Origin of the sequence: Micromonospora sp. CA-248260 (genome assembly GCF_050942205.1) — a bacterium.
In the GTDB taxonomy this organism is placed as follows: domain Bacteria; phylum Actinomycetota; class Actinomycetes; order Mycobacteriales; family Micromonosporaceae; genus Micromonospora; species Micromonospora antibiotica.
Genome location: NZ_CP192021.1, coordinates 879036 through 891820, shown reverse-complemented (window position 1 = coordinate 891820; position 12785 = coordinate 879036). Strand labels below are relative to the sequence as shown.

Annotated in this window: 10 protein-coding genes; 4 read left to right on the top strand and 6 right to left on the bottom strand. The window is 73.1% G+C overall.

Translation table 11 applies throughout. The features are described 5' to 3' along the window. Window positions 1–8 precede the first annotated feature (8 nt). Window positions 9–350, bottom strand: coding sequence for a PadR family transcriptional regulator (locus tag ACQP2H_RS04220; RefSeq protein WP_208568633.1), 342 nt, complete (start codon window positions 348–350; stop codon window positions 9–11). A 140-nt stretch (window positions 351–490) separates the two neighbouring features. Between ACQP2H_RS04220 and ACQP2H_RS04215 the strand changes: the two genes are divergently transcribed. After that, on the top strand, window positions 491–1486 hold the full coding sequence (locus tag ACQP2H_RS04215; RefSeq protein ID WP_357536197.1) for a DNA primase: 996 nt from the start codon (window positions 491–493) through the stop codon (window positions 1484–1486). A gap of 41 nt (window positions 1487–1527) precedes the next feature. Continuing rightward, window positions 1528–4191: a transposase gene (locus ACQP2H_RS04210; protein ID WP_433231170.1), complete on the top strand. Its 2664-nt coding sequence runs from the start codon at window positions 1528–1530 to the stop codon at window positions 4189–4191. Between the two features lie 220 nt (window positions 4192–4411). Here ACQP2H_RS04210 and ACQP2H_RS04205 read toward each other — a convergent pair whose 3' ends face one another. The 4 genes from ACQP2H_RS04205 to ACQP2H_RS04190 form a co-directional block, all read right to left on the bottom strand. Then, the gene (locus tag ACQP2H_RS04205) at window positions 4412–5005 is read right to left on the bottom strand and encodes a GTP-binding protein (RefSeq protein WP_088643912.1); all 594 of its coding nucleotides are present in this window, start codon (window positions 5003–5005) and stop codon (window positions 4412–4414) included. 1 nt (window position 5006) lies between these two features. Continuing rightward, window positions 5007–5384 carry a DUF742 domain-containing protein gene (locus ACQP2H_RS04200; protein ID WP_088643989.1) on the bottom strand — a complete coding sequence of 126 codons (378 nt, stop codon included), beginning with the start codon at window positions 5382–5384 and terminating at the stop codon, window positions 5007–5009. Window positions 5385–5480: 96 nt separating this feature from the next. Next, the gene (locus ACQP2H_RS04195; RefSeq protein WP_067304724.1) at window positions 5481–5885 is read right to left on the bottom strand and encodes a roadblock/LC7 domain-containing protein; all 405 of its coding nucleotides are present in this window, start codon (window positions 5883–5885) and stop codon (window positions 5481–5483) included. Beyond that, window positions 5882–9541 carry a nitrate- and nitrite sensing domain-containing protein gene (locus tag ACQP2H_RS04190; RefSeq protein WP_357536195.1) on the bottom strand — a complete coding sequence of 1220 codons (3660 nt, stop codon included), beginning with the start codon at window positions 9539–9541 and terminating at the stop codon, window positions 5882–5884. Before ACQP2H_RS04190 ends, ACQP2H_RS04195 begins: the two co-directional genes overlap by 4 nt. A 385-nt stretch (window positions 9542–9926) precedes the next feature. On the opposite strand from ACQP2H_RS04190, the gene ACQP2H_RS04185 reads away from it, so the two are divergent. Further along, entirely contained in the window at window positions 9927–10337 is a 411-nt protein-coding gene (locus tag ACQP2H_RS04185) for a uridine kinase (RefSeq protein WP_255597883.1), read from the top strand. A gap of 1 nt (window position 10338) precedes the next feature. Here the strand turns inward: ACQP2H_RS04185 and ACQP2H_RS04180 are convergent, their stop codons facing one another. After that, on the bottom strand, window positions 10339–11415 hold the full coding sequence (locus tag ACQP2H_RS04180; protein WP_208568638.1) for an adenosine deaminase: 1077 nt from the start codon (window positions 11413–11415) through the stop codon (window positions 10339–10341). A gap of 223 nt (window positions 11416–11638) precedes the next feature. Between ACQP2H_RS04180 and ACQP2H_RS04175 the strand changes: the two genes are divergently transcribed. Continuing rightward, window positions 11639–12700 (top strand): putative RNA methyltransferase, encoded by a 1062-nt coding sequence (locus ACQP2H_RS04175; RefSeq protein WP_433233441.1) that lies wholly within the window; start codon window positions 11639–11641, stop codon window positions 12698–12700. Window positions 12701–12785 lie beyond the last annotated feature (85 nt).

The window sequence follows — 12785 nt, the reverse complement described above, 5'->3', positions numbered from 1 at the left end:
CTGCGGGGTCAGGCCGGCGTGGCGGGCGGGCCGGCAGGGTCGAGGAACCGGCCGACGGTGGCACTGAACTCGCGCCACCCGGCCCGTTCGCCGGCCAGCGACGCCCGACCGGAGTCGGTGAGCCGGTACGTCCGCCGCTCCCGACCGTTGACCGTGCTCCAGGAACTGGCCACGTGACCGGCCCGCTCCAACCGACGCAACGCCGGATAGATGGTGCCGGTCGGCAGATCGAGCTGGCCCGCGCTGCGGGCGCGCAGCGCCTCGATGACCGCGTAGCCGTGCAGTTCGCCCTGCTCCAGCACGGCCAGCAACAGGGCGTCGAGGTGGCCGTGCAACGCCTGAGCCTTCATACGTAGCAACGCTACTTGTCAGCCGCCCGGACCGCCAGCAGGCACGGGTTCCCGGGCCTCGCCGGGGTGCGGGGTCGGCCCACGGCCGGCCGCCCATTAGGGTATGTGCCCAGAGTCACTCGGCGACCGCATGCCGCCGAGTGGGTAACCCGACGCACACGGAGGTCAGCGTGGCCCGCCAGTCGCCCCAACGGCCCGACGCCGACGAACCCGAGCTCGGCGACACCGATGGGCCGACCGGGCCCGACGTGGAGTCCGGCCCGGCCGACCGCTCGCTCTGGGACGAGCTGAGCATCGATCCGGTCGAGATCGCCCTGCCCGCCGGCACCGGTTTCACCCTCCGGGCGTACCGGGCGGCACGCGAGCTGACCCCGACGGACGTCGCCGAGCGCGACGAGGACGACCCCTTCCTGGCCCGCCGCCAGGTCGTCGAGGCCGAGGACGACGACGAGGTGGTGATCCTCGACGAGGAGTTCGCCGCACTCTCCGCCGAGGACGAGGACGACGCGGACCGTAAGGGCGTGAGCGACGGCAAGCGCGCCGGCGGCACGGGCACCGACACCCTCGACGCCGACGCCTCGGACGCCGACGACGACACCGACGCCTCGGACGCCGACGAGGACGCGGACGACGACGACACCGACGGCGACGAGGAGGTGCCGGTCTTCCTGAGCCACAAGGGCCGGCTGCTGCTGTTCAAGACGCCCGAGTCGCTCGTCAGTTTCATCCGCTCCGGGGCACCCAACGACCTGTCTCAACTGGACGGTTGGAATGAACTGTCCGAACGGGTGGAGCCGGCCGACATCGCCCCGCGCGACGAGGACACCTACGAACTCGACCTGGTCGTGGAGAACCTGCGCGGTGGGCACGACACGTGGGACCCGACCCTGCTGATCGAGGCCGGCGAGGTCGCCCGTGACCTGTCGTACGCGCTGCGGCTACCCGCCGTGCTGGACATGCTCTCGGCCGGCTCCAGCCTGGACGATCTCGACGAGGCGCTGCGCGCTTCTGTCAACGGCGGAGTCGGTGGATTTCTCGGCCGTAGGCGGCTGAAGAAAATCGGTGCCCAGACCGCAAGCTTGGGGTGGCGCACCATTGTCGGCAAGATCTCTGCCGTCGTGGACTGGCGCGACTGACCCCGAACGGGGAGCATCAGTGGCTGGCAGAGAATAGACCTGTGTCCCGGGAGGAGGACGACGCCGTGGCGCTCGTGCGCGTGTACTGCGGTCTGGCCTCGGCAGATCCGGCCGACCGACCGGCCTCGGCCGGATCGACGCTGACGTCCGCCGTGGTCGACGACGCAGGCCGTCTGCTGCACGTCTACGAGATCAGCGACGACGCGGCGGGTTACGCCCAGCTCGTCACGCTGCTCGTGGAACGGTCGGGCGGGCCGAGCGGCGTGGCGATCGCGGCCGACAGCGACGACCACACGGTCACCTCACTGCTGAGCGCGGCGGGCCGTCCGCTGGCGATCGCCGACGACGACTCGGTCGACGACTTCGCCGAGCGGTTCGCCGACGACGACTCCTTGGAGGAGATGCAGTCCGCGCCGGCCGAGCGGCGGGCGGTGGGCCTGGCCCGCGCCCTCCAGGCCGGCGCGCTCTCCGCAGTCACCCTGCCGGCTCCCCGGGACCTGGCCGGCTTCAAGCAGGTCCTCGCCGCGCACGCCGCCCTGTCCAGCGGCCGGCACTCCGCCGCCGTGGCCCTGCGCGAGGTGCTCCGCGAGTTGTATCCGGCCGCCCTGCGGGCGTACCCGGACCCGGCTGATCCGGTGGCGTTGGCCGTCCTCGACGCGCTGCCCGAGCCGAACATGCTCACCGGCACGGCGGCCCGGGGCCGCGACATGTCGGTCGCCGCCGAGGCGGTCACCGCACACCTCACCGCCGACGGGGTGGCCGAGGCCGGGGAGATCGAGGCGGCGGTCACCGCGCTGCGGGTCGCCATCTCCGAGACCCCGCGCCGGGCCACCGTCAACCGGGCGCTCACGTCCGCCGTCGCCGAGACCGTCCGGCAGTCGGTCGCTGCGGTGCGCGCCTGTGACGCCGGCTGCGAGGCCCTGGTGGGCGCGCTCAGCACCCGGGTCAGCGCCCCGAGTCCCATGCCCGGCCGCCGGGCTGCCGCCCGCCGGGGCGAGCAGGTCGGCGAGCTGACCGGCATCAGTGGCACCGGTCCCGGCCTGCGGCCGGTCCGGATCGCAGAGCCGGCCCCGCCGGTACCGACCGGGCGGCGGAGCCGTCCCGAGCCGGTCCCCGGCGGAGCGATGCCGGTCACGCCCCGACCGCTCGGGCCGCCGCCGGTGGCCCCCGCCCCGATCGCCCCACCGCCGGTGGCCCCCCAACCGGTGACCCCGGCTGCCGCCGCCAACCTGCCGACCTCGGCACCACCCGCGCGTACGGACCAGGGCATGCCGCCGGGCCGACGTGGGGGTTCGGACGCACCGACCACCATGATTCCGCCGATCAGGCGCGGGATGGACGCCCCGGCGAACCGGCCCGTCTCGGCTCCGCCACCGCCTCCTCCGGGGATCACCCCGATCGCCCCGGCACAGCGCGGCAACGTGCCGCCCGCCGAGGCCGGTGAGCCGTTCCGGCCGACGCTGACCACCGCCGCGATCAACAACGCACGGGCCGAGCGGCAACGCACCGTGATCCCACCCCGGCCCAAGACCACCGGCGCCCTCTCGACGCCCACTGGTGGGTTCAGCGCGACGGACCTGAACGTCCCGGTGCCGATCACCCGCCCCGAGCCGGAGCCCACCGCCGCGCCGGGTTCGCGGGCGAACTGGCCCCTGGTCAACAACCCGGAGAATCCGGGCGACAGCTCGGCCAACAACCCGGTGGTGCCGGCCTATGGTGAGCGGGCCGGGCGGGCGGGCGACGCCCCCGCCGACCCGGGTGCCGGACGCCGGATCACCCCGCCCTGGCTGGCCGACGACCTGCCCCCGGAGCCGCCGATGTTGCGGCTGGTGGAGCCGCCACCGCTGGCCGACCGGGCGTTGCGGGACGGCTTGGACGCCCCCGCCGATCCGCACCTGGACACTCCCCCGCTGCGGTTGGTCGACCGGGAGGAGGCCGGCCGTCCCGGTCGGCCCAGCCGGGTTGACCGCGCCGAGCGCCTCGACCGGCCGGAGCATCTGGACCGCCCCACCCGGGTCGACCGTCCGGCACGCCTGGACCGGCCCGAGCGGGCCGAGCGCCTGGACCGGCCGGAGCGGTTGGAGCGGTCCGAGCGGCCGGAGCGTCTCGACCGGCCCGAGCGGTTGGAGCGGCCGGAGCGGTCCGAGCGGCCGGAACTTCTCGACCGGCCCGAGCGGCCGGCACGCAGCGAGCGGCCGGGCCTGGAGCGGCGACCGGAGCCGGTCGAACGCCGTCCCGCGCCGATGGAGCACCGCCCGCCACCGGTCTCCGACGAGGGCGACGGCGACCTGTTGATCTTCGCCCAGGCGAAGTCGGCGTGGTTCGTCGGGCACGGCGACGAGAGCGACCTGGAGTGGTCGTCCACCGCGGACACCGGCTGGCAGGCCGCCGAAAAGGTCGCCCAGCCGGCGGTGGGTGCGGAAACCTCGGCCGGGCTACCCAAACGGGTCCCCCAGGCCAACCTCGTTCCCGGCTCGCCGCTGCGCGAGGAGCGTCCGCTGCGGATCGTCCGGGACGCCGCGAGCCTCGCCGAGAACACCACCGGCTACTTCCGGGGTTGGCGTCGTGGGCAGGAGATCGGCGGTTTCGCCGTCGGCGGCCGGCCGGGCCGTGAGGCGGCCGGCGGCTGGGACTTCAGCCGCGACCCGACCGAGCGGGAAGACGATCGGGAGTACGAGTTCCGCTCCGCCGGATACCGGTCCTGACAGTCTGATGGTTCCACCCTGGCCCGGCCCGGTTCTTCCGGCCGGGCCAGCGTCGTCGTACCGACCGTGCGGCACCGCGTCCGCATCCCGGATGACCCCCAGGGCGTCGACGTCGCCCAGGTGGCCCCACAGCGGTCGCACGACCCGCCCGCGATGACCGCCGGGAACGCGAACGCGCCCGGTAACGGCCAGGGGCCGCCACCGGGCGCGTCGGAGTCGGTCAGGCCGGCGCGACCGCGCGCGACCGCCGCATGGTGAGGACGTACTCGACCAGCGAGATCAGCACGTGCTTGGTCGACTCCCGGTTACGGGCGTCACAGGCCACCACCGGGACGTCGGTCGAGATCGCCAACGCGTCCCGGACGTCCTGCGGGTCGTGGTACTGCATCCCGTCGAAGCAGTTGATGGCCACCAGGTACGGCAACCGCCGGTGCTCGAAGAAGTCGATCGCCGCGAAGCAGTCGGCCAACCGGCGGGTGTCGACCAGCACCACGGCACCGATGGCACCCCGGACCAGTTCGTCCCACATGAACCAGAACCGCGTCTGACCGGGCGTACCGAACAGGTACAGGATCAGATCCCGGTCGATCGAGATACGGCCGAAGTCCATCGCCACCGTGGTCGTCGTCTTGCCCGGCACCTGCCGGGTGTCGTCGACGCCCACACCGGCGGAGGTCATGATGGCCTCGGTGGTCAGCGGCGTGATCTCCGAGACCGAGCCGACCAGCGTCGTCTTGCCGACGCCGAACCCACCGGCGATAACGATCTTCGCCGACGTCACGCGCCCGTTCGGGGCAGGCGGCCGCTGCGACATGTCAGAGCCTGCGAAGTCCACTCAGCACCCTCTCCAGCAGTTCAGTGCCCACCGCGTCGTCCGAGTCGTCCAGAATGGTCGGCTCGTGGACCGCGACCAGGCCGTCCGTCGCCATGTCGGCGATGAGCACCCGGGCCACACCGAGCGGGAGTTGCATCCGCGCCGCGATCTCGGCCAGCGACTGCACACGTCCGTCACACAGCGCGGCGATGTACTGGTGCTCCCGGCCCTGACCGCCGTTGCCACCGGCAGCAGCGCGACCGCGCACCGTCGTCTCGACGAGCGCCTCCAAGGCGATGTCGAGCCGGGGACGGGTGCGACCACGGGTCACGGCGTACGGCCGGACCAACGCACCTGTCGGTTCGTCACGATCGACCATCTCGCCACTCACCTCCTTCGCCCCCGGCACCGGCTCTCGCCCGGTGGAACCCGTCGTTGTTGTCGTCGTTCCGTGCCGACCAACTGGTCAGCCCGGTCAGCCCATCATCCCGACAGCCGTACGGGCCTGCGGGGTGAGCGCGTCGCCCACCCGGTCGACCAGCAACGCCATCTCGTAACCGACCTGACCGACGTCACAGCTGCGGGCGGCCAGCACGGCGAACGACGAGCCGTCCGAGATGGACATCAGGAACAGGAAGCCGTTGTCCATCTCGACGACGGTCTGCAACACCGCGCCGCCCTCGAAGCAGCGGGCCGCCCCCTGGGTCAGGCTGACCAGGCCGGACGCGATCGCGGCCAACTGGTCGGCCCGGTCCCGGGGCAGGTCGCGCGACGAAGCGAGGAGCAGGCCGTCGGCGGATACCGCGACCGCGTGCGCGACACCCGGCACCCGGTCGGCGAAGTTGGCCAGCAGCCAACCAAGATCCTGCGTAGTTGTCATCCTTCTTGCTCCTTCTGCCCGCTCCCGCCCGCCGGGCCGAAGCCAGACGGCGAGGATTGCTGCCCGCCCGGAGTCGCGTCCGGGTTGGTGGGGTTGTCCGAGGTGGTCCGGCCGCGTTGCACACCTCGATGGTAGGCCGAGAGCAGACCCCTGACTGCCTCCGGCGTACGTCGCTGCACCGACGCGGCCGGCTTCTCGATCGCCCCTGGCACCAGCTGCGCCATCGGCGTCCGCTTCGGCAGGCCGGTCTGGGTGGTCCCGGCCACCGGTGCCTCGGTCGCGGCCACCGCCGCCCGCCAACCGTCGTCGGCGGCGGTCTGCCAGGAGTTGGGCTGAGGGGCGGGGCGGCGGGCCGGCGGGCCGTCGCCGCGACCGGCGAATCCCCCGTTCGCTGTCGACCCGTTGTCACGCGGCACGCCCCCGGCCGGCGCGGTGTCTGCCATCGGTGCGCTACCTGTCGTCCCTGGTGCGGTGTACTGGGCCGGGTGGATGGCGGTGTCGACGGCGGACTGGGAGGTCCCCGCGCCATTGGTCAACGACTGTCGGGCACCGGCTGACTCCTCCGGACCCGGCTTGCGGGTGCGGAACCAGGCCGACTCCAGCTCCCGGAAGATCGGCAGTTCCATCGTCTCGTCCGCGTACCGCTGCTGGGGGACCTGCTGCGGCGCTGACGGCCGGTTGGCTGCCGGCTGCGCGGCCCGCACCGGCGGCGGCGTCGGCTGGCGGGGTGCCGGCGTCGGCTCGGCGCGCGGCACCCGGGGCAGCTCGGTGGTCATGTCCAGGGCGGCGGAGAGCCGTTCGGGGACCGGCGGGGTGGCCGTGTCCCGGTCGGGATTGGCCACCGGCGGCCAGGCCGGCGGGGCACCGGCACCCGGGGCAGCACCGCCGGAGGTGGGCCGGGACGGCAGCGGGGCACCGGGCGAACCGGACACCGGCGCAGCCGGGCCGGGGTGACCGGCGTACGGGGACGCCGACACCGGGTAGCCGGACATCGGCTGACCGGAAACCGGGTAGCCGGAGACCGGCTGGCCCGACACGGGGTGACCCGACACGGGCTGGCCCGACACCGGGTGACCCGACACGGGCTGGGCGGAGACCGGTGCGACCGGGTACGCCGGCGGTAGCGGCGGTGCCGACACCGGCGGGACCGGCGGAGAGCTGTACGGCCGGGCCTCCGGGCTGCTCGGCAGCTGACGCGGGATGACCGGCTGCTGGGCGGTGTTGTCCGGGTCGTCGGTGCTGCGCCGTTGGGGCAGCGGATCGATCGACTGCCCGTTGGTGGGTCGCGGGGTGAACCCGTCGCTGCCGTTGATCCCGCTGGCACCGGTGAGGTCCGACCAGGCGGGCAGACCGCGCCCGCCGTTGGCCGGGGCGGCGGAGCCGTTGCGCGGAGCCGGGTCGAAGGGCCGGCCGCCGAGGGTGACCTGGTTGCCGGAATCGCCCTGTCGGGGGGCGGGCGGTTGGCCGTTGCCGAGCGCGGGCAGCGCACCGAAGGCCGGCGGGGCACCGGCACCGCCGAAGGCCGGCGACGTGCCGTTGCCGCCGAAGGCCGGCGAGGTGCCGTTGCCACCGAAGGCCGGGGTCGGGGCGGAACCACCGAAGGCCGGCGCGGCACCGCCGAACTGGGGGCCGGGGCCCGGCAGTCCTGGGGTGCCCGGGGCCCGGCCGGTGAGGGCACGCGGCACCAGCACCGAGGTGGGCAGGACGACCTCGGCCACGGTACCCCGGTCGGTGCCGGGCCGCAGCTCGACCTTGACGCCGTGCCGGGAGGCCAACCGGGCCACCACGACCAGGCCCATCATCCGGGAGACGGCCACGTCCACCTGGGGTGGGGTGGCAAGCCGCTCGTTGAGATCGGACAACTGCTCGGCGCTGATGCCGATGCCCCGGTCCTCGACGTAGAGCGACGCGCGGTCACCGACCCGGCGGGCCTCGACCATCACCTGGGAGTCCGGCGGGGAGAACGCCGTAGCGTTGTCGAACAGCTCGGCGACCAGGTGGACCAGGTCGTTGACCGCGTGCGCGGAGACCTCGATGTCGCGGTCGATGACCCCGAACTCGATCCGGGTGTAGTGCTCGACCTCGGACTGGGCGGCACGCAGCACGTCGATGAGGGCGGCCGGCTCGCGCTGCACCCGGGTGGAGTCGGCACCGGCGAGGACCAGCAGGTTCTCGTCGTTACGGCGCATCCGGGTGGCCAGGTGGTCGAGCTGGAACAACTCGGCCAGGCGGTCCGGGTCCTCCTCGCCGCGCTCCAGCCGGTCCAGGTGGCCGATCAGCCGGTCGACCAGGATCTGCGAGCGGCGGGCGAGGTTGACGAACATCGTCGCGACCGAGGAGCGGAGTGCGGCCTGCTCGGCGGCGGTCCGGACGGCCTCCAGGTGGACGGCGTTGAACGCCTCGGTCACCTGGCCGAACTCGTCGCGGCTGCGCACCGGCAGCGGCTCGGCGATCTGGTTGGCCAACTGGGCCGGGGACTGTTGCCCGGTGAACTGCGGGTCCCGCAGCCGGGCCACCGCCTGCGGCAGCCCGAACTGGGCGATCGACAGGGCACCCTGACGCAGCTCGCGCAGGGAACGGGCCATCGAGCGGGCGACCAGGTAGGCGAACAGGATCGCCAGCAGCAGCATGCTGAGCAGCAGGCCGGTCTCCAGGAAGACCTGACGCTGGACGTCGGAGCGCAACTCGTCGGCCTTGGCGACGACGTCGCTGTCGAGGCGTACCTCCACGGACCGGTTGAGCTGGGCGTACGCGACCATGGCCGCGTCCCACTGGTCGGTGCTGAAGGTGAGGCCGTCGAGCTTGTCGCTGTTGAGCGCGCTGACCTGGCCGGCGTAGATGTCCGCCTGACGCCGGTCGGAGCCGGAGATGGTCTGGTCCTGGAACTCGCGCTCGGCGCGACTGGCCACCGCCTGGAAGCTCTGCAGGGCCTGCTGCTCACCGGTGTTGCTGGAGATGTACAGCTCCCGCAGGGCGGGCGTGTACGCCTTCTGGAGCAGCACCTGGTGCACCGCGATCCGGCGGACGGAGGCGTACTCCTTGGCGCGGGCCATCGCGGCGGCGGCGCGCATCTGGTCGCTCAGGTCGTTGTCACCGGCGAGCTGGGTGGCCGAGTCACGGATGGTGATCAGATTGTTGATCAGGCCGGTGTACCGGCTGACCGCCTCGCTGAGTCGGAGCTTGCCGTTGTAGACCTGGCTGCGGATGCCGGGCATCTCCGTCAGGTCGCTGTCGATCCGGTCGAGCTGCGCCTCCAGGGTCGCCGGCAGGCCCTCGATCTCGGCGCGCTGTTGCGAGTAGGGCGACTTCGACTGATCGACCCGCTGGTTGACCCGGTTGTACGCCTCCTGGTATTGCGCGCGAGCCTGCCCCTTCGGCGACCCGAGCAGGAGGACGGCGTTGGTGCGCTCGTCCTGGAGGGTGTTGACGAGGTCACCGGAGTAACCCACCAGGTTGGCCAGGTCGCCGGCCCGGTTGGCGTTGTTGAGCGTCTGCAGGTGGTCCACCAGCCCGCTGGTGCCCACGACGACCGTGGCGATGGTCGGCACGATCATGATCAGCCCGAGCTTGGACCAGATCGGCATGTCGCGGAGCCGGCCGGCCGGCCGACGCAGACGCGACAGGAAGGAGTTCGCCGTCGTTGGCCGTTTGCTCACGTCACCGCCCTCGCGATTACAGCGTCTCCGCGTTGCCACGGGCAACGCCCAGCAGCCGACCCGGCGGGTCGGACCTCCGAGATTCCATCACGCCTCCCCTGAAAGAGAAAGCCCAGGTTGTCGGTCGCCGGAGGTGTGATGAGATGTTGATGCAATTTGATCGCAATCCGTCTTTCCGGAGTTACCCAAAGTAATGGAATATCGCCACCGTGTCGTGCTCCTCGCCGGCCCCTCCGGGTCCGGAAAGTCGTATATAGCGCAACGAACCGGCCTTCCCGTGCTCTGCCTGGACGACTTCTACAAGAACGGTGATGACCCTACGTTGCCGCGACGAAACGGACTGGTCGACTGGGACGCGCCCGAGTCGTGGGACGCGGGAACGGCCGTGGAGACAATTGACCGACTGGCCCAGCAGGGCCGGGCCGAAGTGCCCGTCTATGCGATCGGTGCGGATCGCCGGGTGGCCACCCGGCCATTTGACGTGACCGGATCGCCACTTTTCATCGCCGAAGGGATTTTCGCCGCCGACATCGTCGAGGAGTGCCGCCGACGAGGGCTGCTCGCCGGGGCGTACGCGCTGCGTCGACCGCGCGGGGCGACCTTCGTCCGCCGGCTGGCCCGGGACCTGTCCGAGCAGCGCAAGGCGCCGAAGGTGCTGATCCGGCGCGGGGTGGCGCTGCTGCGCGCCGAACCGGCGGTGCTGCGCCGGCAGACCGGCCTCGGCGCCGAGGCGGCCCACGCGCGGGAGATCCTGCGCCGGGTGGCCGACCTGGTCGCCGGCCACCCGCACCGCTGAGTCAGCCGATCAGCTTCGCGTACGCCGGCTTGATCACCTCGTCGATGATCGCCAACCGCTCGTCGAACGGGATGAAGGCGCTCTTCATCGCGTTGACCGTGAACCACTGGAGTTCCTTCCAGCCGTAGCCGAAGTTCTCCACCAGCAGCGCCATCTCCCGCGACATCGACGTGCCGCTCATCAGCCGGTTGTCGGTGTTCACCGTCACCCGGAACCGCAGCTCGCGCAGCAGCCCGATCGGGTGTTCGGCGATCGACGCCACCGCGCCGGTCTGCACGTTCGACGACGGGCACAGCTCCAGCGGGATCCGCTTGTCCCGCACGTACGCGGCCAGCCGGCCGAGCGTCGGCACCGGACCCGGGGTGATGTCGTCGACGATCCGCACCCCGTGGCCGAGCCGGTCCGCCCCGCACCACTGGATCGCCTGCCAGATCGACGGCAGGCCGAACGCCTCACCGGCGTGGATGGTGAAGTGGAAGTTCTCCCGCTGGAGATACTCGAAGGCGTCCAGGTGGCGGGTGGGCGGGAAACCGGCCTCGGCACCCGCGATGTCGAAGCCCACCACCCCGGCGTCGCGGTGCCGGACGGCCAGCTCGGCGATCTCCTGCGACCTGGCGGCGTGCCGCATCGCGGTGAGCAGGGTGCCGACCCGGATCGGGGTGCCCGCCGCAGCGGCCTCCGCGCTGCCCTCCACGAACCCGGCGACGACCGCCTCGACCACCTCGTCCAGGGTGAGGTTCTGCTCCAGGTGCTGCTCGGGGGCGAACCGGACCTCGGCGTACACCACACCGTCGGCGGCCAGGTCGAGCGCGCACTCACGGGCCACCCGGCGCAGCGCCGCAGCGGTCTGCATGACCGCGACGGTGTGCGCGAACGTCTCCAGGTAGCGCTCCAGCGAACCGGAGTGCGCCGCCTCCGCGAACCACCGGCCGAGCGCCTCCGGATCGGTGCTCGGCAGCTCGTGCCCCACCTCGGCGGCCAGCTCGACGACCGTCGCCGGCCGCAGGCCGCCGTCGAGATGATCGTGCAGCAGCGCCTTCGGGACCTTGACGATGTCCTCGTATCGGATTGCGACCATCCCCCGACCCTAGTCACGCCCCCCAACGGACCGCGATCAGGCTCACGCCGACCCGCCGACCCGCCGACCCGCCGACCCGCTGACCCGCCGACCCGCCGACCCGGGCGCGGGACCCGCGCATCGGGCAGACATGCCGGCGGCCCGGCCGGCCGTGCGCCGTAGGCTGCTGCGGGTGACCGCGCCGCACCCGTTCGAGCAGCCCGTCGACGCGACGCACCCACAGATCGTCGCCCGGCTGCGCTGCCCGGTCTGCACCCAGCCGCTGGCCGCCGCCACCGACACCCGCGCGTTGCGCTGCCCCCGCCGGCACAGCTTCGACCTGGCCCGCCAGGGGTACGTCACCCTGCTCGCCGGCCGGGCCCCGCACGTCGGGGACACCGCCGAGATGGTCGCCGCCCGCGCCGACTTCCTGGCCGCCGGGCACTACGACATGATCTCGTCCACCCTGGCCGAGGCGGCGGCATCCGCCCTGTCAACGCCCACCGACCCCGCCGAAGCGGCCGAACCGGCCGAAGCGAGCGAACCGGCCGACCCGACCGGACCGGCAGCCGCGAACAGGCTGCCAGCATCGACCCCGGCAACGGGAAATGGGCCGGCCCAGGTCAGCGGACCGGCAGCCCAGGTCGGGCCGGCAGCCGCGAGCGGACCGGCCGAGGCGAGCGGGGAGGTGGACCGGGCGGCAGGCGGGTCGGAGCGGGTGGGCTTCGGGGCGTACCCGCTGGTGGTGGAGGCCGGGGCGGGCACCGGGCGGCACCTCGCGGCGGTGCTGGCGGCGCTGCCCGACGCCGTGGGTCTGGCCCTGGACGTCGCCAAGCCGGCGCTGCGCCGCGCCGCCCGCGCCCACCCCCGGGCCGCCGCCGCGCTCGCCGACACCTGGCAGCGGTTACCGCTGGCCGACCGGTCGGTGGCCGTGCTGCTCGACGTCTTCGCCCCGCGCAACGGCGACGAGTTCCACCGGGTGCTGCACCCCGCCGGGGTGCTGCTGGTGGTCACCCCCACCGACGCCCACCTCGCCGAGCTGGTCGACGTGCTCGGGCTGCTGCGGGTCGACCCGGCCAAGGCCGACCGGGTCGCCGACAGCCTCGCCGGGCGGTTCACCCCGGAGCACACCGCCGTGCACACCGCCCGGCTCACCCTCGACCGGGCCGAGGTGGCCACCCTGGTCGGGATGGGGCCGAGCGCCTGGCACACCGACCCGGCGCGGCTCGCCGCCGCGATCGACGCGCTGCCCACCCCGGTCACGGTGACCGCGTCGGTACGCCTGACCACCTGGCGTCCCCGCTGACCACGGCGTCACCAGAGGGACCGCCCCCGTCGACCACGACGTGCCCGGGGACCCGCCGGCCCACTGGCCCACGAGGGGCCTGGCG